20 protein-coding genes are annotated in these 20,720 nt (G+C 70.6%); 9 read left to right on the top strand and 11 right to left on the bottom strand.

The window, feature by feature from the left end:
- Positions 1–77 precede the first annotated feature (77 nt).
- Positions 78–1,886 (bottom strand): VWA domain-containing protein, encoded by a 1,809-nt coding sequence (locus IPJ17_09990; protein QQR75873.1) that lies wholly within the window; start codon positions 1,884–1,886, stop codon positions 78–80.
- A 192-nt stretch (positions 1,887–2,078) separates the two neighbouring features.
- On the opposite strand from IPJ17_09990, the gene ispG reads away from it, so the two are divergent.
- Positions 2,079–3,317, top strand: a complete 1,239-nt coding sequence (ispG, locus tag IPJ17_09985; GenBank protein QQR75872.1) for a flavodoxin-dependent (E)-4-hydroxy-3-methylbut-2-enyl-diphosphate synthase — start codon at positions 2,079–2,081, stop codon at positions 3,315–3,317.
- A 336-nt stretch (positions 3,318–3,653) separates the two neighbouring features.
- Here the strand turns inward: ispG and IPJ17_09980 are convergent, their stop codons facing one another.
- The gene (locus tag IPJ17_09980; protein QQR75871.1) at positions 3,654–4,898 is read right to left on the bottom strand and encodes a cysteine desulfurase-like protein; all 1,245 of its coding nucleotides are present in this window, start codon (positions 4,896–4,898) and stop codon (positions 3,654–3,656) included.
- Positions 4,899–5,013: 115 nt separating this feature from the next.
- Between IPJ17_09980 and IPJ17_09975 the strand changes: the two genes are divergently transcribed.
- Positions 5,014–5,253: a CopG family transcriptional regulator gene (locus tag IPJ17_09975; GenBank protein QQR75870.1), complete on the top strand. Its 240-nt coding sequence runs from the start codon at positions 5,014–5,016 to the stop codon at positions 5,251–5,253.
- Positions 5,238–5,576 carry a type II toxin-antitoxin system PemK/MazF family toxin gene (locus IPJ17_09970; GenBank protein QQR75869.1) on the top strand — a complete coding sequence of 113 codons (339 nt, stop codon included), beginning with the start codon at positions 5,238–5,240 and terminating at the stop codon, positions 5,574–5,576. Before IPJ17_09975 ends, IPJ17_09970 begins: the two co-directional genes overlap by 16 nt.
- Positions 5,577–5,693: 117 nt before the next feature.
- On the opposite strand, the gene IPJ17_09965 is transcribed toward IPJ17_09970, so the two are convergent.
- The 5 genes from IPJ17_09965 to IPJ17_09945 all read right to left on the bottom strand — a co-directional run bounded on the left by IPJ17_09965 (position 5,694) and on the right by IPJ17_09945 (position 8,487).
- Complete coding sequence (locus tag IPJ17_09965; protein ID QQR75868.1) at positions 5,694–5,975, bottom strand: type II toxin-antitoxin system Phd/YefM family antitoxin; 282 nt, start codon at positions 5,973–5,975, stop codon at positions 5,694–5,696.
- A gap of 85 nt (positions 5,976–6,060) precedes the next feature.
- On the bottom strand, positions 6,061–6,642 hold the full coding sequence (locus IPJ17_09960) for a hypothetical protein (GenBank protein ID QQR75867.1): 582 nt from the start codon (positions 6,640–6,642) through the stop codon (positions 6,061–6,063).
- A gap of 138 nt (positions 6,643–6,780) precedes the next feature.
- Positions 6,781–7,077, bottom strand: a complete 297-nt coding sequence (locus IPJ17_09955; protein QQR75866.1) for a type II toxin-antitoxin system RelE/ParE family toxin — start codon at positions 7,075–7,077, stop codon at positions 6,781–6,783.
- Complete coding sequence (locus IPJ17_09950; protein QQR75865.1) at positions 7,074–7,355, bottom strand: type II toxin-antitoxin system Phd/YefM family antitoxin; 282 nt, start codon at positions 7,353–7,355, stop codon at positions 7,074–7,076. Before IPJ17_09950 ends, IPJ17_09955 begins: the two co-directional genes overlap by 4 nt.
- A 721-nt stretch (positions 7,356–8,076) precedes the next feature.
- Entirely contained in the window at positions 8,077–8,487 is a 411-nt protein-coding gene (locus tag IPJ17_09945) for a hypothetical protein (GenBank protein ID QQR75864.1), read from the bottom strand.
- A 180-nt stretch (positions 8,488–8,667) separates the two neighbouring features.
- Here IPJ17_09945 and IPJ17_09940 point away from each other — a divergent pair, with 180 nt between their 5' ends.
- The gene (locus IPJ17_09940; GenBank protein QQR75863.1) at positions 8,668–9,756 is read left to right on the top strand and encodes a hypothetical protein; all 1,089 of its coding nucleotides are present in this window, start codon (positions 8,668–8,670) and stop codon (positions 9,754–9,756) included.
- Between the two features lie 46 nt (positions 9,757–9,802).
- On the opposite strand, the gene IPJ17_09935 is transcribed toward IPJ17_09940, so the two are convergent.
- Positions 9,803–10,426: a hypothetical protein gene (locus IPJ17_09935; protein QQR75862.1), complete on the bottom strand. Its 624-nt coding sequence runs from the start codon at positions 10,424–10,426 to the stop codon at positions 9,803–9,805.
- A gap of 410 nt (positions 10,427–10,836) precedes the next feature.
- Here IPJ17_09935 and IPJ17_09930 point away from each other — a divergent pair, with 410 nt between their 5' ends.
- From IPJ17_09930 to IPJ17_09920, 3 genes are read left to right on the top strand one after another with little or no spacing between them, the layout of a single operon-like run.
- Positions 10,837–12,468: an FAD-binding oxidoreductase gene (locus IPJ17_09930; protein ID QQR75861.1), complete on the top strand. Its 1,632-nt coding sequence runs from the start codon at positions 10,837–10,839 to the stop codon at positions 12,466–12,468.
- A gap of 2 nt (positions 12,469–12,470) precedes the next feature.
- Positions 12,471–14,099, top strand: coding sequence for a glycerol-3-phosphate dehydrogenase/oxidase (locus IPJ17_09925; protein ID QQR75860.1), 1,629 nt, complete (start codon positions 12,471–12,473; stop codon positions 14,097–14,099).
- On the top strand, positions 14,096–14,983 hold the full coding sequence (locus IPJ17_09920) for a hypothetical protein (GenBank protein QQR75859.1): 888 nt from the start codon (positions 14,096–14,098) through the stop codon (positions 14,981–14,983). Before IPJ17_09925 ends, IPJ17_09920 begins: the two co-directional genes overlap by 4 nt.
- Before the next feature lie 785 nt (positions 14,984–15,768).
- Here IPJ17_09920 and apaG read toward each other — a convergent pair.
- On the bottom strand, positions 15,769–16,152 hold the full coding sequence (gene apaG / locus IPJ17_09915) for a Co2+/Mg2+ efflux protein ApaG (protein QQR75858.1): 384 nt from the start codon (positions 16,150–16,152) through the stop codon (positions 15,769–15,771).
- Positions 16,153–16,236: 84 nt separating this feature from the next.
- Between apaG and IPJ17_09910 the strand changes: the two genes are divergently transcribed.
- A complete protein-coding gene (locus IPJ17_09910) occupies positions 16,237–16,719 on the top strand; it encodes a flavin reductase family protein (protein QQR75857.1) in 483 nt (160 codons plus the stop codon).
- Positions 16,720–16,754: 35 nt separating this feature from the next.
- The gene (locus IPJ17_09905; GenBank protein ID QQR75856.1) at positions 16,755–17,897 is read left to right on the top strand and encodes an RNA methyltransferase; all 1,143 of its coding nucleotides are present in this window, start codon (positions 16,755–16,757) and stop codon (positions 17,895–17,897) included.
- A gap of 322 nt (positions 17,898–18,219) precedes the next feature.
- Here the strand turns inward: IPJ17_09905 and IPJ17_09900 are convergent, their stop codons facing one another.
- The gene (locus IPJ17_09900) at positions 18,220–19,614 is read right to left on the bottom strand and encodes a hypothetical protein (protein QQR75855.1); all 1,395 of its coding nucleotides are present in this window, start codon (positions 19,612–19,614) and stop codon (positions 18,220–18,222) included.
- 62 nt (positions 19,615–19,676) lie between these two features.
- Positions 19,677–20,720, bottom strand: a complete 1,044-nt coding sequence (locus IPJ17_09895) for a peptidylprolyl isomerase (protein QQR75854.1) — start codon at positions 20,718–20,720, stop codon at positions 19,677–19,679.

The raw sequence follows: 20,720 nt of genomic DNA, 5'->3' as shown, positions 1-20,720 counted from the left end.
ATCCAGGCGCCGCAGCACGAGACTAATTCACGCCGGGCGAGGGCGCACGAGCGACGAGGGGACGCCGGCCGGAGCGGCTAGGGCTTCGGGATGTCGATCGTGGCGATCGCCGTGGCGAAGCTCCCGGAGAGCTCGTCGGCGATCACCACCGCGACGCGATTGGCTCCCGGAGCCAGGCGCAGCTCGGCACGGTAGGGCCAGACGTGGGTGGCGACGCGCGCCGCCGCAGCCGCCGGCACCGCGATGTCGAGCGGATTCGCGCCACCGAACCGCACCTCGCCGTCGGCCCCCTGGATCGCCACGCGCGCCGAGAGCCTGCCGCGCAGCCCCGCCGGCTCCGGCGCCAGGGCGAGGGACTGCAGAGGGATGCGCACCAGCATCGGCACGATGCTGCCGTGGCCCTTCTTGCCGTCGGGCTTGGCGACGCCGAGCTCGAAGGCGATGCCGAGCGGATTGGTCACCGCGCGCAGCGAGATCGCGGCGGCGAGCGCCTCCTCGGCACGGTCGACGAGCGAACGACGCCGGAACGACTCGCGATGCCGCGCCGTGAGCCCCTCGCGCTTGACCCGCACCTCGATCCGGTGCGCCTTGCCGCCCGCCGCCTCGCCGGTGGTGAAGCCGAGCGAGTAGGCAGCGGCATCGTCGTCCACCGCCCGCACCAGCTTGTCGGAGAGATCGTGGTCGACGTAGAGGCTGTCGCCGCCCGTGGCCTCGGAGAGCCGCACGACGCTCGACGAGGCTTCGACGATCGCCAGATCGCGCGGTGCGGCCTGGGCGGTCTCGCTGCCCAGACCGCCGAACTCGGGCGAGGTCTGCACCACCGGCGGCGTGCGCGGCGAGATGGTGTAGAAGGCCACGCGGGCGTTCTCCGCGGCGCTCACCGTCTTCTCGAAGAGGTCCGCGAGCCGTGTGCCCTCGAGGCCGAGTGAATCGGCATCGGACGGCTCGGAGTTGATCGGCATCGGAAAGAGAGGGACCCCCTCGGCGAGACCAGCTCGCATCGAGCGTTGCCCCTTGTCGAGCAGCGATTTGAGGTAGCTCGCCGGGTCGCCGGTGAATCCCGTCGTGGCGAGCAGCAGCGACTTGCGTCCCTCGATCGAGGCGAGGGCGCTCACCCACTGGCGCAGAGCGGCGAGCGACCGCGCCTGGCGTCTCACCGAGGCCTCGGCGAACTGTCGCAGCTCGGTCTCGAAACGTGTCCGCTCGGAGTCCTGGTAAGCGCGACGACGGAGAAGCTCGACCGGGACGCTGGTCGAGGCGCGGATCTCGAGCTCGAGGCGGTTGCGCTCGGCGACCAGTCCGGTGCCGCGCCCGCGCAGCCGCTTCGCTTCGGAGAGCGCCCGGTCGACCTCGACCACCTCGGTCGAGACCGGCCCGAGGATGCGCAACGAATCGACGTAGGCGGCGACGACGACGGCGAGCGTGCCGTCGAGCTGCGGGATGACGAACTCGCGGATCTCGTCGATCAGCGTCGCCGCGGTGCGCGCTTCGAGCGCGCTCTGGTCGATGAAGACGACGAGGTAGCGCAGCGGTGCGGCGGCGGGAGCGCCGGCGATCCGTTCGGAGACCGGTGCCGCCGCCGGAGCGCTCGCCACCGGCGACGCAGGCGGATGTCCGGCGCCGCGACGAGCGGCCAAGGCGCCACCGCGCGGCGCCGCGAAGTACTCGACGGCGACCGGCTGGCCGTCGATGCGCAGCTCGAAATCGTCGCGCCCGAGGTCGGTGATCCGCTGCCCCGCCCGGTCGGTCACGACGACGTCGACGCTCACCACCTCGACATCGACCCGCTCGCCGAAGCTGGCGACCTGGGGCGGGTTCTCGGCGGGCGAAAGCGACGCTGCGAGCAAGACGAGCGGAGCGGCGAGAGAGAGCATGCGCGGCACCATGAAGCGGTCCTCCGGGCCGATCGGGAGCCTCGGCGACGAGGCCATCGGGCGTCCGAAGTGTACAGGAGGCTCACCCTCCGAAAGCGGCGCTCCACACGGCATCTCGCGCTGCCGCGGCGCCCGCTCCGCGGCAAATCGGACGGTCCGCCGTCGACCCGCTGCTAAGATCGCCCCGACGAACGCGGAGCCCTGATGAGCCTCTCCCCACGACAACCCAGCGTCGGCGTCCGGGTCGGCAAGATCCAGGTCGGCGGAGGCGCGCCGGTGGTCGTCCAGTCGATGACCTCGACCGACACGGCCAACGTCCGCGCCACGGCACAGCAGTGCTTCGAGCTGGCCAACGCCGGCTCGGAGCTGGTGCGGGTGACGGTCAACCTGCCGGAGGCGGCCGCCGCCGTGCCGGAGATCCGCCGTCGCCTCGACGAGCTCGGCTGCGACGTACCGCTGATCGGCGACTTCCACTACAACGGCCACGTGCTGCTCACCGATTTCCCCGACTGCGCCCGGGTGCTCGACAAGTACCGCATCAACCCCGGCAACGTCGGCTACGGCAAGCGGCGCGACGATCAGTTCGCCACCATCTGCCGGATCGCCGTCGAGCACGGCAAGCCGGTACGGATCGGCGTCAACGCCGGCTCGCTCGACCAGGAGCTGGTGATGGCGAAGATGCAGGAGAACACCGACCGCGAGCTCGGGCTCTCGGCCGAGGAGATCTACGCCGACTGCATGATCGTCTCGGCGCTCTCGTCGACCGAGCAGGCGCTCGCCTGCGGCTTGCGCGAGGACCAGGTGATCATCTCCTGCAAGGTCTCGAGGCCGCTCGAGCTCGTCGCGGTCTATCGCGAGCTCGCCCGACGCACGCGGCAGCCGCTGCACCTCGGTCTCACCGAGGCGGGGATGGGGATCAAGGGAATCGCCTGGTCGGCCTCGGCGATGGCGGTGCTGCTCGCCGAAGGGATCGGCGACACCATCCGCGTCTCGCTCACCCCACGGCCGGGCGGCGACCGGCGCGAAGAGGTCTACGCGGCGTGCGAGATCCTGCAGTCGCTCGGCCTGCGCTCGTTCGCCCCGTCGATCACCGCCTGCCCGGGGTGCGGGCGCACCACCTCGACGACCTTCCAACAGCTCGCCGAAAGCGTGCAGGAGTACGCGCGCGCCAAGATGCCGGAGTGGAAGGTGCGCTACGAAGGCGTCGAGGACCTGAAGATCGCGGTGATGGGCTGCGTCGTCAACGGCCCGGGCGAGTCGAAGGCCGCCAACATCGGCATCTCACTGCCCGGCACCGGCGAAGCGCCGACCTGCCCGGTCTTCGTCGACGGCCAGAAGTTCGCCACCCTCCACGGCACCTACGACGAGCTCGCCGCGCAGTTCATCCGCATCCTCGACGACTACGTCGCGATCAAGTACGCCAGGCGCGAGAACGCGACGTAGCGCACCTCGCCCACCGCCGCGGGTCCTGTCCGGCCGGCTTCCCGTCTCCGGGCTCGCACGGAATCACCTGCGAAGAGTCGGCCGCGATCGTCAATCCATGCTCCGCGTGGGGACGGGAGCCCTCCCTCCGGCCACCCGCGGCCCTCCAGACTGGAAGTGATCTGTCTTCCAAACAGGCGGGGGCAGGTCCGGCGAGGGATCCTCCGGAGCGGGTGGCGCGTCTCCGGAGGGGCCCATCGACAACCGGGGGTTGGGCGGGAAGCCCGTCGATGGGACGGCCGGAAAAGCGACGGGACCCGCGGAGGAGGAGCCCTCGACGGACCGGGCGGGGTGCGCTCAGCCGAGCACGACCGCGAGCGCCGCGATCAGCCGCTCGATCTCCTCGCGCGTGTTGTAGTGCACCATCGACACCCGCACCACGCCGTTCTGCGGCGCGAGACCGAGGCCGTCGATGAGCCGCTTGGCGTAGAAGTGACCGAAGCGGATGCCGATCCGATGCTCGTCGACGCGCCCGACGATCTCGGCCGAGTCGCGCCCGGCGACGACGAAGCTCACCGTCGGTGCCCTTTGCGAGCGCTCGGGCGACGGATCGCCGACGATCCGCACGTCGGAGCGCGAGCGCAGGAACTCGAGCAGCGGCGCCGCGAGCGACTCCTCGTGCGCCGCGAGCGCCGCGAACGCCTGCGCCAGCGCCGCGCGCGGCGGTGCGTCGCCGGGCGCACCCGCCCGTCGTCCGACCTCGACGAGGTAGTCGAGCGTCGCCGGCAGCGCCGCCGCGAGCTCGTAACAGGGGCCGCCCGGCTGCAGCTTGTACGGCACGTCGTCGTCGCCAACGAATTCGTGGTTCAGCTTGCCGAGGGCGAGGAAGTGATCGCGCCGCCCCCAGAGCGCGGCGAGGTGCGGCCCGTAGACCTTGTAGAGGCTGAAGGCGTAGAAGTCGACGCCGAGCGCCACGACGTCGACGAGCCGGTGCGGCGCGAAGGCGACGCCGTCGACGACGACGCGCGCACCCACCTGGTGCGCCAGCGCGGCGAGCGCGGCGACGTCGTGGATGCTCCCGACGACGTTCGAGCAGTGGGTGAAGGCGACGAGCCGCGTGCGCGGCGACAGGAGCTGCGCGAGATCCTCGGCGCGCAACCGCAGGCTCTCGCGGTCGAGCCGCCACTCGCGCACCACGACACCGTGCGCGGCAAGCCGCCGCCATGGTCCCGCATTGGCCTCGTGGTCGCAGTCGGTGACGATCACCTCGTCGCCCGGCGCGAGCCAGCCGCCGGCCACCATCGCCCGCGCGAGGTTCTGCATCAGCACCGTCGTCGACGAGCCGAGGAGGATCTCCGCCGGATCCTCCGTCCCGGCGAGCGTCGCCACCGCCCGCTGCCCCGCTTCGACCGCCGCCATCGCGCGCCGCGACGGCTCGTAGCTCGCCCCGTGCTGGACGTTCGCGGTGAGCAGGTACTCCCGCACCGCCTCCGCCACCGTCGCCGGCACCTGCGACCCACCGGCGTTGTCGAGATAGACCCACTCCCCGGCGAGCGCGGGGAAGGAGGAACGGACGAAGGAGAGGTCGAGGGGTGCGGTCATGGAGCGACTCTACGCCGACTGCCGATGGGAGAGCTGACCGGGGGCGTCAAGGTGCCGGCCGGAACCTCGCGAGGCAAGCCGCCCGCGGTACGACCAGCAGTGATACCATTCCTTCATGCCCACCGCCAAGATCGCCATCTCGATCGACCCCGGGGACTTGCAGGAAGTCGACGCCCTGGTGAGCAAGGGCCTCTCGCCGAGCCGCAGCAGGCTGATCCAGGATGCGGTCCACGAAAAGCTCGCGCGCCTGAGACGCACGCGGCTGGCGACGGAGTGCGCCAAGCTCGACCGCGCCGCCGAACGAGCGGAAGCCGACAGCCACCTGATCGGGGAGTCGGCGTGGCCCGAGTACTGAGGGGCGAGATTCTCTGGGCGGACCTCGATCCGCTTCGCGGCCACGAACAAGCGGGCCAGCGGCCGGTGCTGGTCCTGAGTCACGAGGTCTTCAACGAGAGATCCGGCACGGTGATCGCGCTCGCGGTCACGAGTCAGGAACCGCGCGCCGGCTTCCCGCTGGCGGTCGAGCTCACCTCGGCACGTCTCCCCAAGCGGTCGTGGGCCAAGGTCTCGCAGATTCGCACGCTCTCCACCGAGCGGCTCGGCAAGCGCCTGGGGCGCGTGTCGCCCGAAGAGCTCTCGCGCCTCGTCGAGGGGCTCGACGAGATCGTCGGCGACTGACCTGCGGCGAGGCGCCGTCCGCTCCTCTCCCAACGGGGTGACAGCACTCCCCCACACTTCACTCCGACCCGCACGCCGGAGGCTTGAGGAAGAGCGCCACCGGAGACCAGACGACGATCACTCCCAGAGCCTCGCCAGGACCCGAGCCTTCGCTGCGCGCGGGAACAGCTCTTCGCCGCGCTCGAGCTCCCGCGACGCGGCGTCGATGTCGCGCAGCAGATCGAGCTCGTTGACGAGCCACCGATACTCCGCCAAGTCGAGGACGACGGCGGACGTCTGCCCGCGCTGCGTGAGCACCACGGCACTGTGGGTACGTCGAACCTGCGCCCACAGGTCCCCCGCGTCGGCACGGAACTCCGAGAACGGGCGGATGCCCTCTTCGGCGTTGAGCGCTCTCATGGTAAGTCCAACGCTACCCATGGCCGTCAGATCAGGCTTTCGACGGGACACGAAGGCCACCCAGCGTGAAGGCTCGCAGACCCTCCTAGAAGAGATCGCGCTGTTCGGGTGGAACCTCGCGCCGGGGCTTCTTGGGCGACGGTGCCGGCGCGGGCCCGCGGCGCACTTCGGCTGCGGACGCCGGCCTTCTGCTCCTGCGGCTCTCGCCAACCATCGAGTCCGCGATGCGCTGGACTGCCTTCCTCGCTCGCTCGGCAACTCGCGGGCCGGCACCGTCCGCCAGCAGGAGCTCCTCAACTCGGTACGCCAAGCGAAGAACACTCGCGAAGCGGGCGAGCGAGTGTGCGTTGGACGTTGCGAACCGCTTCGCCAGAGCCAGAGCGAAAGAGGCCATTCCGGTATGCCTGCTGGGCGCCTCTTTTCCAGGCTCGCCGACCACCGGCAGAACCCCCCGCGAGACCAGCAGGCGGATGGAGCGCGACCGTCCCGGAAGCCGAGCCAACAGACCCTTCGTCTCGAGGGTGACGACCATCTGGTGCGCCGACGGCCCACTCACGCCGAAGTACTCCGCGATGTCGCCCTCCGACGGAGCAACCCCTGCAACCTCGAGGTACTGCGCGATGAAAGCCAAGTACTGGAGCTGTCGTGGAGTGACATCGACGATCATGGGGATGTCTCGCAGCACCACCAAGCAGAGCCATCGACCTCGCGCTGCGTCTCTCTGTCAACCATACAGCAGACTCGGTGCGAGCCCTTGCTGTCTCCATCCGAAAGCGACGCGGGCCACTCCTCGGGTGACGAGGGGCTATCCGCCGACTTCGGACGAATCGAAGAGACGACGCCCGTGGCGCACCGTGAGGATGGAGACTTGGCGCTTCTCTAATCGGTAGATGACGCGGTAGCCGCGGATGTCGAGCTCGCGGAGATCGGCGCGTCCGAGCTCGGGAACCTGCCGCCCGAGCTGCGGGAGCTTCGAGAGATTGGCAACCGACGTGAACAGGTCGCCGAGGCAGCGGTGCGCAGCCTCGGGTTTGTCTTCTGCGATGAACTTCGCCTGCTCCACCGCGCGCTCGATCGCCAGCGGAGCCCAGACGACTCTCACCCCTCGAGCCTCGCCAGGGCGCGAGCTTTCGCCGCCCGATGGGACACTCCTTCGCCGCTCTCGAGCTCGCGCGAAGCAGCATGGATGTCGCGCAGCAGATCGAGCTCGTCGACGAGGCGCTGGTACTCCGCCGGGTCGAGGACGACGGCCGAGGTATGGCCACGCTGGGTGAGCACCAAGGCGCGCTTGGTTCGCCGCACCCGCGCCAACAAGCCCGCCGCGTCGGCACGAAACTCCGAAAGCGGGCGGATGTCCTCTTCGACGTTGAACGCTCTCATGGTACGTCCAACGATACCACCGACGGTCGGCTTCTCCGCTCGCCACGATCCAGCTGCGGCGGCAACCCGGGCTCGAAGAGCTGCCTGCCGCTTCCCGGCCCGACGCGGCCACACGCCAGCCGGGGTGCCGCTCGAAGCGGTGCCACTGGCCTCGCACTAGGAACCAGAGGGCTACTCTGGAGCTGTGGTCGGTCGACCGAGCTCACCTCGTGCTTCGTCCGCTGCCCTTGCTACTGAACACGTCGTTCCCGTCAACCGGCCGACGCGCCGGGGCGCATCGTCTCCAATCCGGCGAGCAGTCCACGAGGCGGGCTTCGATCGCTCGGCTCGCCACGGTCACCGACTCGCGGTCGAGCCGCGCCTCGACGGCGTGCACGAATTGCACCTCGAGCACTCCGGCGTCACGCCACACCGCGCGAAACGCGACGCGATCGACGGAAGACGAGAACAGGACGGTCGCCACCAGCTCACCGCTGCGAGCATTCTCTCCCCGAGCGACAACGAACACTCTCGCCTGAAGCGAGCTCGCCTTGCCGAGCGCACGAAGCTGTTCTTGAAGGGCAACCGCCTCGGTTCATCCGTCCGAGCTCGCGACCCGCAGGCTCTCGACGGAGGAGAACCAGCAGCCCGCGAGCTCTGCGGCGAGCAGGGCCAACCAGAGGACTACCCTCGGCCTCTTCAAGTCTCTTCCCATCATCCCGAGTCCTGGGCGCCAAGCCCCTCAGTGCAACGAGGTGAAGTTCAGAGTCATGGAATACATCACGGCGACCGGCTTGCCGTCGAGCACTGCCGGCGTGAACACGAGACGGCGAAGAACCGGCAGAAGCTCGGCATCCGCGGCGTCACCCAGGGAATGGGTGACGCTCTCCCCGACCACGAGTCCTTCCTCTGAAATGATCAACTCAGCGCGGAAGATCCCGCGAACGCCGGCTGAACCAACCCGAGCGAGGCGGTCCAACGGCATCTTGGTCACCAGGACAGGTGGAGTGAAAGACGCTCCCTTCGGGACCGGCGAGCCGTCAGCCAGGCGACCCAGAGGAGCAGAGATCGAGGCGCAACCGGTCGACACGGCCAGGAGCACAGCGAGAAGGATGCTGCGCAGGAAGGTCCCGGGCGAGGCGGTCACGACCAAGACACCACTTCGTTCGACTCCGCCTCGGGGATCGGGTGTCGGAACGTCTTGAGCTCGCACATACACTCCGATATCGTCGCCCGCATTCGGGAGCGGTCCCAACTTCCGGCCCATCGAATGAGCGCCGATCTTGGTTCGGCTTGATGAGGCCACAAGGCAAGCCTCCATGGGGGGAGAACGATGAAGCCGCGCACCTTTCTCACTGTTGTCACTCTTGCCCTGTCGTGCGGGGCATGGCCAAGCTTCTCCCAGTCCCAGAGCTCCGGCGGCCAGATGCAATCCTCGAGCAGCGCTTCTGCCAACCCGTTCTTCGCGATGGCGCAATTCACAGACGGCTCAGGAAACAACCCACGGGACTTCGCACAGCCCATTGGCCAAGCTCCCGGCAGTAATGCGCCGGCCGACGGGTACATCCTCGACCCGACCAACAACCTGGTGAACCTGAAGTTCACTATCGACAATGGCGACTCTTCTCTCGGGTACAAGCCCGGGAACGTGAAGATCGTCTGGAGCGCGATCCCATCCGGCTATTCGAGCCCTTCCGCGTTCATGAACAGCGTGAAGGTGACGGGGACCAAGGGCAGTGGCCAGATCAACAACGGTCGCTATGTCTGGAAGTCGAAGGATGCCGTCAAGCCCGGGCAATCGGCCACGATCCTGTTCCAGTTTCCGCTGCGTGCCTCCGACGGCACCAGAATCAACACGACCGGAGCCCCCGAGCTGGTTCGACTGTTCTCTCAATCGTGGGGGTTCACGCTCAGCGTCCTGAATCAGCCGGCAAGCCTTACCAACACCAGTGTGTACCTATCCGGCACCGTCAATCTCGAAAGAGCGATCGTCACTTTCCAGTCGTCGGGCTGCATCATTCCCAATCCGTATCCGCCGACCGCACCGCTTTCGGTCGGGACGCTGATTTTCGCGACCTATGCCAACACGAAGAGCGTGTCCGATGCGTTCTTCGCGCTCAGTTGGCCGCACGAAAATCCGCAAGTCCCCCTGTGTCCCGCCCCCTACACCATCGGAATTGTCAATGCCAAGTATACGTTCAGTGCGTATTACCAATGCCGCGCTTGTTCGTGCCCAAACTGCGGGGTGGCCTGCTCGGATCAGCCACCCGTGAGTTGCTGGCCGACCCCGGCGGTGTACAAGAATCAACAATGCCGGTTTCAAACCTATAGCGATGCCTTGCCGACCACCTTCACGTTCAGCGGCCCATCGACCACTGGAAACATGATCGCGGACACGTACTGCTGCCCGAGCCTGCCCTAAAGCGCCGCTGCGCTTCGCGGCGCGCAGCTACAACCTGCTTGCTGAGTCAGCCCTCATTGACGACGAGACTGCCCATTTCCGGCCTGAGTTCGACAATCCGAGAAGCCAAGGCCTCCTTGAGTTCCCAGAAGCCCGCGAACCAACCGACGCCACGGTCGAACGAATAGCGAAAGTCGACGAATGCACTGGAGCTATTGCCAAGCAACACGTCCAGGTCCCATTCGAACTCCTTCAGCGATGTCTCACTCCGGATATGGTGTCGTATGAAGATGTAGTCCGGATTCTCGGCGACCAAGAGGTCGAAGCGAGTTCTGATGGCGGCCTTTGATCGCTTGGAAAGCCCAGCGAACAGTCCCAGGAGTCCATGCCCGCCGCTCCAGCGGCCTTGCTCGACGAAAAGCAGGACCTTGAGATACAGATCCAATGAGAATGCCGCGTTGGTAACGTATGGGTTGACCATGTCCATGTCTATGCCGCCCCCAGGGTTGCCGAAGAAGCAATAGAGGCGACCGCGGTCCTTCATGAGGACTGGCAGGAGAGAGCTTGGGCGGGCAGAGTCGCCCAGTGCGAACAGTCCTCGTGCAGATTCGACGATAACGACTGCCGCCTTCGAGAACCTACCGGCGAGGCGATAGGCGTGGTGAACATCTAGCTCGCTGACGGCGCGCACAGCCCACTATCCTCGCCGGTCTGCCTCTGCCTAAGGTCCTAATCGACCCAACCCACTCCCCTAAAGCGAACTGGCAGGCGCGGAACTTCCTGCCAAATCGCCCAAGCGGGAGCGGGGCGACGAGAGGTCGACGAGTTGCATGATCCGGTGACTTGCGCGAAGCCTACGCACTGGCGAAACGAGTGTCAATCGTGAAGTGCAGAAGTGACACCACCGGGGCGGCGAGTACGAGGTGACGTGAGCACTCGCTAACCACCCGGCCTCGGACGGCGGCGAGCCGAGCTCAAGTAGTTGAAGCCTTGCCCGGCGCTGCGGGAGCCGCGGCTGCACGGCGCAGACGTCACCAGTCCACTCGGCCGCCCCTGAGTCGGGAACTCAGCCCGGACGCATTTCCCGCATAGACTCCCCCCATGACCACCACCCCACGCCCCCGCCGGCTCGGCGGGTGGGGGTTCGAGGGCGAGCGGCTGGAGCCGTCGGGGGCGATGCTTGCCTGGCTGGCGGAGCGGTTCGTGGCGGGGCCGGCGGTGCCGGCGTTCGACGCGGCATCGGCGGGGGCGTTCGCGACCGGGCGCGCGCTGCCGGAGGTCGCGGGGCTCGCGGGGATCTCGACCGACCCGCTCGATCGGCTCGCGCATGCGCGCGGGCAGGGGCTCACCGACCTCGTGCGGCTGCGCAGCGGCAGCGTGCCGGCGGTGCCCGACGGCGTGCTGCGACCGTGCCATGCCGCGGCGGTCGCGGCGGCGATCGTGGCGTGCGACCGCGAAGGCCTGCACCTCACGCCGTGGGGCGGCGGCACCTCCGTCACCGGCGGCGTCAACACGCAGCCGTCGCGGCGCGCCGACGATCCCCCCGGCGTCGTCCTCGATCTCTCGCAGCTCTCCGGTCTCCTCACCCTCGACGACGACTCCGGACTCGCCACCTTCGGCGCCGGCACCACCGGGCCCGACGTCGAGGCGGCGCTCGCGCCGCACGGCCTGACGCTCGGCCACTTCCCGCAGTCGTGGGAGCTCTCCACCGTCGGCGGCTGGATCGCCACGCGCGCCTCCGGCCAGGAGTCGATGGGCTTCGGACGGATCGAGGATCTCGTCGCCGGCGTCGAGGCGAGCGCGCCGGCCGGCGCGCTGCGTGTCCGGCCGCGCCCGGCCGCCGCCGTCGGACCCGATCCGCTCGCCCTCCTGCTCGGCAGCGAAGGACGGCTGGGCGTGATCACCGCCGCGACGCTGCGCGTGCGCCCCGCTCCGGCGGCGCGCGAAGTCCGCGCCTACCTGCTGCCGGACTGGAGAGCGGCGCTCGACGCCGTGCGCGAGCTCGCGCTCTCCGGCCTGCCGCTCGCCATGCTCCGGCTCTCCAATCCGCCGGAGACCGAGGTCGCGATGGCCACCGGGCTCGCCGGACACCGGCTCGCCGGCACCGCCCTGCGCGGCTGGCTGCGCCTCCACGGCCGGCGCGGCTTCGGCTGCCTCCTGCTGCTCGGCGCCGCCGGCAGCCCGGGCACGTTGTGGAGCGCGCACGGCGGCGCGGCGGAGATCCTGACGCGCTTCCGGGCGCTCGGACTGGGGAGCGGCCCGGGCCGCAAGTGGCTCGGCGATCGCTTCCGCCATCCCTACCTGCGCGACGCACTGCTCGATCGCGGCATCGCCACCGACACCTTCGAGACCGCCGGGCCGTGGTCGTCGCTCGCCACGATCGCCGAGGCGGTGCGCGCGGCGCTGCCAGTGCCCGTCCTGGCGCACGTCTCCCACCCCTATCGCGACGGCGCCTCGCTCTACTTCACCTTCTTCTTCCCCTGCTCGAGCGAAGCCGACGCCACCGTCGCCGGCTGGGCGGAGCTCAAGCGCACGGCGACGCGCGCGCTGCTCGATGCCGGCGGCACGCTCTCGCACCACCACGGGATCGGCAACTGGCACGCACCGTGGTACCGCGAGGCGGTGGGACCGCCGCTTGCCGACGCGCTCGCCGCCGCCGCCCGGGCGCTCGATCCGCACGGGACCCTCAACCCGTCGGCCCTCTTCGCGCCGCACGACCGCCTGGACATCTGAACGTGTTCGACCGCCGCCACCGCGACCAGACGCTCGCCGCGCTCGGCGAGCCGTTCGACCTCGTCGTCGTCGGCGGCGGCATCAACGGCTGCGGCATCCTCTACGCCGCGTCGCTGCGCGGCCTGCGCGCGCTGCTCGTCGAGCGCGACGACCTCGCCGCCGGCACCTCGTCGCGATCCTCGAAGCTGGTGCACGGCGGCCTGCGCTATCTGCGCCAGTTGCAACTGCGAACGACGCGCCTCTCTTGTCGCGAGCGCGACCGCCACCTGCGACTCGACCCCGATCTCGTCGAGTCGCTGCCGTTCCTCTACCCGGCGCGCAAGAGCGACCGCGTCAAGGGCTGGCAGGTCGGCCTCGGCCTGACGCTCTACGACGCGATGACCGCCGGCGCGCGACATCGTCGCCTCGCTCCGGAGGAGATCGCGGCGCTCGCTCCGGACCTCGACCTCGGCGGCCTCGACCGCGCCCTCGCCTACCACGACGCCCGCGTCGACGACGCCCGGCTGACCTTCGCCGTCGCGGCGAGCGCCGCCGCGGCGGGCGGACGCCTGCTCACGCGCGCCGAGGTCGTCGAAGGGCTGGGCGGCAGCGACGGCACGCTGCGTCGCCTGCGCGTCCGCGATCTCGAAAGCGGTGCCGTACACGAGGTCGCCGGCGCGGTCCTGGTCAACGCGGCCGGGGTCGCGGTCGACGAGATCCGGCACCGCTGCGGCCTCGCCGGGCGGCGACTGCGCCCGTCGCGCGGCTCGCACCTGCTGCTCGCCGCCGGTCGCCTGCCGCTCGCGAGCGCCGTGAGCTTCCCGGCGGCGGACGGCCGGCCGGTCTTCCTCGTGCCGCACCCGGAGGGGGTGCTCGTCGGCACGACCGACGTCTTCCACGACGGTGCGCTCGACGACCCGCGGCCGTCGCACGACGAGCTCGACTACCTCTTCACCGCCGTCGTGACGCGCTTCCCCGCCGCCCGGCTCACTTGGGCCGACGTCACCGGCACCTTCGCCGGGTTGCGGCCGATTCTCGACCACGGCGCGCGCACGCCCTCCGAAGCGAGCCGCGACGAAGGGATCTGGGAGGAGAACGGACTGCTCTCGGTCGCCGGGGGCAAGCTGACGACCTGGCGCGTCACCGCCGAGGAGGCGGTGGCGGCGGCCGTCGCCCGCCTGCCGGCGGAGCGTGCCGCCGTCGCGGGTCCGCCGGCCAGCGAGGGGGCCCCGCTCGTCGGCCGCGCGCCGTGCGATCTCGCCACGCGCCTGCTCGCCAGCGCCGGGAGCTCGCTCCGCCTGTCGCGCGAGGTCGCCACGGCGATGGCCCGCCGCCTGCGCGCCCTCGCGCCGCTCGCCCTCGATCTCGCCCGGAACGCGAGCGAGCTCGCCCCGCTCGACGACGGCAGCGACCTCTGTGCCGCCGAGGCGCGCGTCCACTTGCGCCACGGCCTCGTCGTGCGGCTCGAGGATCTGCTACTGCGGCGCACGCGGATCGGCACCTGGACGCCGCGACAGGCGACGGCGCTCGCCCCGCGTCTGGCGGCGGTAGCGTGCGACGAGATGGGATGGACTGCGGCCGACTTCGATCGCGAGCTCGAACGCTGCGAGCGCGCATTGGCCGGCTGGCGCCCGGAGGGGGCCCTGGGATGAACGACGTCGTGGTGTTTCTCAATCCGTACGCCGGCGGCGGCCGGGCGCCAACGGTCTGGGCGCGACTCTGCCGCGACGTCCCCGCGCTTGGCGCGGCGCTCGTCACTACCGACGACGACGCGCTCGCCCGCGCCCTGGTGAACGGAGCGAGCACCGCGCGGCGCCGGCTGCTCGTCGTCGGTGGCGACGGCACGCTGCACCGCGTGGTCAACCGCCTCGACGCGCTCGGTGCGCTCGAGCGGGTCGCGGTCGGCATCCTGCCCGCGGGCACCGGCTGCGACTTCGCGCGCACCCTCTGTCTACCGCGCCATCCGCAGCGTGCCGCCCGCCGGCTGCTCGCCGCGACGCCGCGCCCGGTCGACTTGCTCGAGCTGCGCTGCCAAGGCGAGCGTCGCCTCGTCGTCAACGTCGCCTCGGCGGGCATCTCCGGGGTGGTCGACGAGATGGTCAACGCGCGGCCCGAGCGCGGCGAGCTCGCCTACCTCGCGTGCACGCTGCGCGGCCTCGCCCGCTATCGCCCGGTCTCCTGCCGCGTGCGGGTGGACGGCGAGCCCTGGTACGAGGGACCGGTCTTTCTGCTCGCGGTGGCGAACGGGCGGAGCTTCGGCAAAGGGATGCAGGTGGCTCCGCGCGCCGCGATCGACGACGGCCTCGCCGAGGTGGTGCTGGTCGGCGACGTGCCGCGCTGGCAGCTCCCGCTGCAACTGCCGCGGATCTACCTCGGCACCCATCTGGCGAGCCGCTTCGTCACCTACCGGCGCGCCCGCGAGGTCGAGCTCGAGCCGCTCGCCCCGCTGCCGCTGCTCGACCTCGACGGCGAGACGGCGCCGTCCGGCCCGCTCACCCTGCGCGTCCTGCCCGGCGCCCTCGCCATGCTGGCCTGAAGGCCGGGCGGGGTCTCCTCGCGACGAGGGACACGCCTGTCGATGCCGGTCGTGGCACCCCCGCCGCGGGTCCTGTCCGGCCGGCATCCCGTCTCCGTGCTCGCACGGAATCACCGGCTCAGAGTCGGTCGCGATCGTCGATCCGTGCTCCGCGCGGGGACGGGAGCCCTCCGTCCGGCCACCCGCGGCCCCCCCCACCGCGAGTGATCCTTGTTCCAAGCGGGCGGGGGCAGGGCCGGCGAGGGATCCTCCGGAGCGGGTGGCGCGTCTCCGGAGGGGCCCATCGACCACCGGGGGTTGGGCGGGGAGCCCGTCGATGGGACGGCCGGAAAAGCGACGGGACCCGTGGAGGAGGAGCCCTCGACGGACCGGGCGGGGGCGACTCGCCTCCGCCGCGGGTCCTGTCCGGCCGGCTTCCCGCCTCCGTACTCGCACGGAATCACCGGCACAGCGCCGATCGCGATTCTCGATCCGTGCTGCGCGCGGGGGCGGGAGCCCTCCGTCCGGCCACCCGCGGCCCCCCACCCTTGCACGGGGCTGTCGAATGGGAACAGGCACGGGCTTGCCGGACTCGTGGCCGCGGTGCCTGTCCCCAACTCCTCGCGGGGGCAGGGCCGGCGAGGGATCCTCCGGAGCGGGTGGCGCGTCTCCGGAGGGGCCCATCGACAACCGGGGGTAGGTCGGAGAGCCTGTCGATGGGACGGCCGGAAAAGCGACGGGCCCCGCGGAGGAGGAGCCCTCGACGGACCGGGCGGGGGCGCGGCCCTACACCCAGGGAGCGCCCGCTAGTTCACCGCACCCGGCGCGGTGAGGAAGAACGGCGCGATCCGCGCCTCGAAGCTCTCGCCGGTGTCGGTAACCATCTGGTAGGCGCCCTCCATCGTGCCGACCGGCGTCGGCAGCGGACAGAAGCTCGAGTACTCGAACGCCTCGCCCGGCGCCAGGCGCGGCTGCTCGCCGACGACGCCCGGCCCTTCGACGGTCTGCGCGCGGCCGTCGCCGTCCGTGATGCGCCAGCGCCGCGCCACGAGCGTCGCCGGCGTCCCCCCGACGTTCTCCAGCCGCACGCGATAGCTGAAGACGTACTGGCGCTCGGCCGCCGAGCTGCGCTCCGGCAGGAAGCTGCTCTCGACCCGCACTCGGATCCCTCGCGTCGTCTCGTCGCTCATCGCTCCCCTCGCCGACCGGTGGTCTTGCGTCTCCGTGGCAGAATAGCCGCCCGCTGTCGTGCCGCCAAGCCGGAGGCTTTTCCCATGCCGATCTCCCCCGACCAGTTCCGCGACGCGCTGCGGCTTTTCGCCTCCGGCGTCACCATCGTCACCATCCGGGCGGGCGACGTCCGCCACGGCCTCACCGTGGCCGCGTTCGCCTCGGTGTCGCCCGATCCGCCGCTCATCGCCGTTCTGATCGACCAACGCCATCGCGGCCATCAACTGCTCGAGCAGCCCGACGCCGTCTTCGCGGTCAACGTGCTCGCCGAGGAGCACCGCGAGCTCTCCGATCGCTTCGCCTACCTCAAGGACGTCGAGCGCTTCGCCGCCGGCCGCTGGACGACCGCGGCGACCGGCGCGCCGGTGCTCGAGGATGCTCTCGCCTGGCTCGACTGCCGGCAGCACGCCCGCGTCGACGCCGGCTCGCACACCATCTTCGTCGGCGAAGTGCAGGAGAGCGCCACGCGTCCCGAGGCGCGTCCGCTCCTCTACTGGAACCGCGGCTACCGCGGCATCCACGGCTGAGCGCGCGACCGCTGCCGCATCGTCTCGAGTCGTTCATGCTCTCCGCGGTCGCCACCTGTTCGCTCGGTCTCGAGGAGCTGCTCGCCACCGAGCTGCGTGCCATCGGACTCGAGCCGACGCGAAGCGAGCCGGGCGGCGTCGCCTTCCGCGGCAACTGGCCGTCGGTCTGGCGAGCCAACTGGCGACTGCGCACCGCCAACCGCGTGCTCGTCGAGATCGCTCGCTGGAGCGCCGGCGACGGCGACGCGCTGGCTTCCGGCGCGCAGGCACTGGTGCAAGGCAAGCTCCGACCGCTCTCTGCCCTCGATCCCGGCGCCTGGTTCCACCCCGACCGGCGCTTCTCGCTCGCCGCGACGGCGAGCGGCTCGACGGTGCGCGACACGCGCTGGGCGGTGCTGCGCGTCAAGGACGGGCTCGTCGACGGCCAGCGCCAGCGCTTCGGCCGGCGCTCCGACGTCGACCGCACGGACCCCCACCTGCCGCTGCGCCTGCGGCTCCATCGCGACGTGGCGACGCTGCTGCTCGACACCTCGGGCGAGCCGCTCGACCGGCGCGGCTACCGCGTCACCTCCGGCTCGGCGCCGGTACGCGAGCAGCTCGCCGCCGCCTGCATCCTCGCTTCGGGCTGGGACGGACGCGGCCCGGTCGTCGATCCGATGTGCGGCACCGGCACCCTGCTCGCCGAGGCCGGAGCGATCGCCCTCGGCCTCGCTCCCGGTCGGCTGCGCGAGGGCTGGGCGTTCGAGCGCTTCCCCGGCTTCGACGCCGCGGCGTTCGCCACCCTGCGTGCCGAGCCCCTGCCGGCGCCCGGCGCCGAGGTGGCGCTCCACGGCAACGACCGCTCCGAATTCGAGATCGCCGCCGCACGCACCAATCTCGAGCGCGCCGGCCTGCTCGAACGGTGCGCGCTGACGACCGAGGACGCCTTCGACCTCACGCCCCCTGCCGGACCCGGCCTGCTCGCGGTCAACCCGCCGTACGGCGAGCGGCTCGACGAAGAGCCGGCACAGTGGAAACGCCTCGGGGACCTGATGAAACAGCGCTACAAAGGATGGAAAGTCGTCGTCCTCGCCGGCGGCGCTACCCTCGGCAAACACCTCGGCCTCCGCCCCACCCGCCGCCTGCCTGTCCGCAATGGACCGCTCGAGGCGCGGATTCTCGTGCTCGACCTGTACTAAGAGGCGCTAAGCGGTCGTCGCGCGCCGAGTTCCGGTCGACCGGTAATTCGGGGCTTCGCCGGACCCACGACCGGGGGCCAGTTGAATCGACGCACCGCGCCTCGCCTGCCGCCAGTCATCCCGCGCGGCGCTTCGGAAGCTCGTGGTTCTCGCTGCGGCCGAGTCGCGTCGGGACGCGCGGTCGCCTCCCGGCAACCGTCTGGAGAAGCTCTGGGGCGCGCGAGCTGGACTGCATTCGCTTCGGGCCGACGACCGGCGGCGGAGCGTGCTCGTTGGGCGCGGATGGGACGTCGAAATGACGAACCACCGCATCGCGCGCGGCCTAGCGCAGCCGCCCGCCGATCGGGCGGCCGGGGGTGCCCGGTGCGGGGCTCGTCGAGTGGCCGTCGCTCTTCCTGCCCTCTTCCGGCAGCACGTCGGGCCACCATTCGCCGGGAACGTCGAGCGGCCACGGACAGGTCTGCTGGATGCCGAGGTCGGTGAACATCGGTGAATTCGAGCGCAGCGGGAAGTGCTCGTCGCGGCGGCCGCCGCAACGGAAGGTCGGGCTGCCGAAGGCCATCGCGAGGCCGATCAGCAACGAGAAGAGTGCCGTCGCCGCGACCCCGCGGCGCACCCACGCCGCACGCGGGCCGTCGAGCTGCCGCGCGAGCCAGAGCACCGGCGGGATCGTCGCCGCGTGAAAGAGCGGGACGCCCTGCCAGAACATGATCGTCGTCGGCGCCAGGCAGTAGACGACGAAGGCGGCACCGAGCGAGATCGCGGCATATCCCGCGATCCACTCGCGCCCGCTCGCACCCGGGCCGCGGGTCGTGAGCCAGGCGCGTCCGCGGCTGCGCAGGAGCTCCCAATTCGCCGCGAGCGACACGAGGAGCGTGAGCCCGCCGGCGATCTGGGCGAGGGCCAGCAGCGGTGTCGCGAGCCAGCGATCGGCCGCGGCGCCCAACGCCGTGGTGAAATCGAAGCGCAGCAACTGATCGCTCAACGACAGCGAGCCGTAGCGCAGCCAGTAGAGCAATCCGCGCAGGAGCGGGAAGAGCATCACCAGTCCGCGCCCCGGGAAGCCGGCGTGGGCGGAGAGAATCGACGGGTGGCCGAGCGCCTCGGCAATCCACGGGGCGAGCGAGGCCGCGGCAAGCGCGGCGCCGGCGACGACTCCGCCCCAGTGCAGCTTCTGCCAGCCACGCCACCAGAGGAGAGCCGAGGCGGCGGCGAGCAGCACGAACGCGGCGTGGATCTGGAAGGCGAGGCCGATCGCCAGCGCCTGGAGCAGGCTCGCCCAGAAACGCGGTCGCTCGGCCTGGCGCCAGGCCGTCCACAGGTGGAGCGCACCGAGAACGAAGAGGTAGTTCGGGTTCCAGAGAAAGCCCGAAAAATGAAGGCGCCAGGGATTCAGCCAGTAGACAACGGCGAAGAGCACCCGCTCGCGCCAGCCGAGCGTTTCGCGCACCACGCGGTCGAGCAGCAGCCACGCCGCGAGATGGAAGAGCCAGATCACCACCGTCGGCGCGCGGTGGTCGCGCCAGAGCTCGAGCGGCAGGCCGACGAGCAGACTGGTCAGCGCGCCGGGCTCGTTGCCGCCGGTCGACAGCGGATTGCCGTACGGCACCAGCTCGCCGCGCGCCGCCAGCAGCCAGCCGCGGGAGAGCAGGTTCAACTGATCGCCGAAGACCTGGCTTCGCGCGACCAGCGTCGCCGAGAGCACGAGGCCCAGCACGACGAGGGCCGGGAGCAGCAGATGCCCCCGGCCCGGACGCCGCGTCGCTGGGTCGCTCGCGATCAGATGAAGACCTGGACTCCGCCCTTGGCGCGCAGCTCCTTGACGTGCTTGTCGAGCTCGGCCTTCAGGCCCTGCTGCTTGAGGTACTCCTCGATCTTCGGCTTGGCCTCGTCGAAGGGCACCTGCCGCGCGTCCTTGCGGTCGACGAGCTTGATGATGTGGAAGCCGAACGGCGACTCGACGACACCCGAGACCTCACCCGGCTTGAGCGCCAGCGCGGCCTGCTCGAAGGGCGGGACCGTCTGGCCACGGCCGAGCCACGGCAGCGCCCCACCGGCGTCCTTCGAGCCCGGATCGTCCGAGTTCTCCTTGGCGAGCTTGGCGAAGTCGCCACCGCTCTTGATCTGCGTCTGCAGTCCCTCGGCCTTCTTGCGCGCCGCCGCCTTCACCTCGGCCGTGTCGCTGGCCTTGGCCTGGATGAGGATGTGGCTGGCAAGGAACTTCTCGGGCTCCTGCATGCGGGCCTTGTTCTCGTCGTAGAAGGCGTGCATCGCCGCGTCGTCGACGGCGACCTTCGGCGCGAGCTTTTCGGCCATCAGCTTCTTGATCGCCAGGTCTTCCTTGATCTCGCTGCGCAGCGTCGCCTCGGTCATCCCCTGCTGCTCGAGCGCCTGCTTGAAGGCGGCGTCGCCCTCGAAGCCCTGCTTGATCGCGGCGATCTCCTTGTCGACATCGGCCTCCGACGGGGTGTAGCCGAGGGTGGCGCTCTCCGCCGCCAGGAGCTGGGCGGCGAGCAACGTGTCGAGCACCTGCGTGTAGAAGAGCTTGGAGTCGGCCGGAACCTGGACGCCCATCCGCTCGAGACCCTGACGGCGCGTCTGGACGGCATCGAGCAGCTGCTCCTTGGTGACCTGGCCGCCGGCCAATTTGGCGACGACCGCGGGCAGCTTGGCCGGATCGACCTTTTCGAGCGCCGGCTGCGCCGGAGCCGGAGTCGCCGCGGGAGCGGCCGGAGCCGCCGGCTTGGCGGGCTGGGCGACCAGCGGAGCGGCCGCGAGCCCGAGGGCGATCAACGCGGCAGCCGGATTGCGGAAGAGCTTCAT

The organism is Holophagales bacterium, from assembly GCA_016699405.1.
Classification (GTDB): Bacteria; Acidobacteriota; Thermoanaerobaculia; order Multivoradales; family JAGPDF01; genus JAAYLR01.
Note: the sequence above shows the minus strand (reverse complement) of the source record. Positions and strands in the feature narration are given on the sequence as shown.

Excerpts from the sequence above, each read along its gene's own strand:
- apaG (QQR75858.1), bottom strand. The coding sequence starts at position 16,152 with ATGAGCGACGAGACGACGCGAGGGATCCGAGTGCGGGTCGAGAGCAGC.
- IPJ17_09950 (QQR75865.1), bottom strand. The coding sequence starts at position 7,355 with ATGAGAGCGTTCAACGTCGAAGAGGACATCCGCCCGCTTTCGGAGTTT.
- IPJ17_09930 (QQR75861.1), top strand. The coding sequence starts at position 10,837 with ATGACCACCACCCCACGCCCCCGCCGGCTCGGCGGGTGGGGGTTCGAG.
- IPJ17_09895 (QQR75854.1), bottom strand. The coding sequence starts at position 20,720 with ATGAAGCTCTTCCGCAATCCGGCTGCCGCGTTGATCGCCCTCGGGCTC.
- IPJ17_09960 (QQR75867.1), bottom strand. The coding sequence starts at position 6,642 with ATGATCGTCGATGTCACTCCACGACAGCTCCAGTACTTGGCTTTCATC.
- IPJ17_09905 (QQR75856.1), top strand. The coding sequence starts at position 16,755 with ATGCTCTCCGCGGTCGCCACCTGTTCGCTCGGTCTCGAGGAGCTGCTC.
- IPJ17_09910 (QQR75857.1), top strand. The coding sequence starts at position 16,237 with ATGCCGATCTCCCCCGACCAGTTCCGCGACGCGCTGCGGCTTTTCGCC.
- IPJ17_09965 (QQR75868.1), bottom strand. The coding sequence starts at position 5,975 with ATGAGAGCGCTCAACGCCGAAGAGGGCATCCGCCCGTTCTCGGAGTTC.
- ispG (QQR75872.1), top strand. The coding sequence starts at position 2,079 with ATGAGCCTCTCCCCACGACAACCCAGCGTCGGCGTCCGGGTCGGCAAG.
- IPJ17_09920 (QQR75859.1), top strand. The coding sequence starts at position 14,096 with ATGAACGACGTCGTGGTGTTTCTCAATCCGTACGCCGGCGGCGGCCGG.
- IPJ17_09980 (QQR75871.1), bottom strand. The coding sequence starts at position 4,898 with ATGACCGCACCCCTCGACCTCTCCTTCGTCCGTTCCTCCTTCCCCGCG.
- IPJ17_09990 (QQR75873.1), bottom strand. The coding sequence starts at position 1,886 with ATGGTGCCGCGCATGCTCTCTCTCGCCGCTCCGCTCGTCTTGCTCGCA.
- IPJ17_09975 (QQR75870.1), top strand. The coding sequence starts at position 5,014 with ATGCCCACCGCCAAGATCGCCATCTCGATCGACCCCGGGGACTTGCAG.
- IPJ17_09940 (QQR75863.1), top strand. The coding sequence starts at position 8,668 with ATGAAGCCGCGCACCTTTCTCACTGTTGTCACTCTTGCCCTGTCGTGC.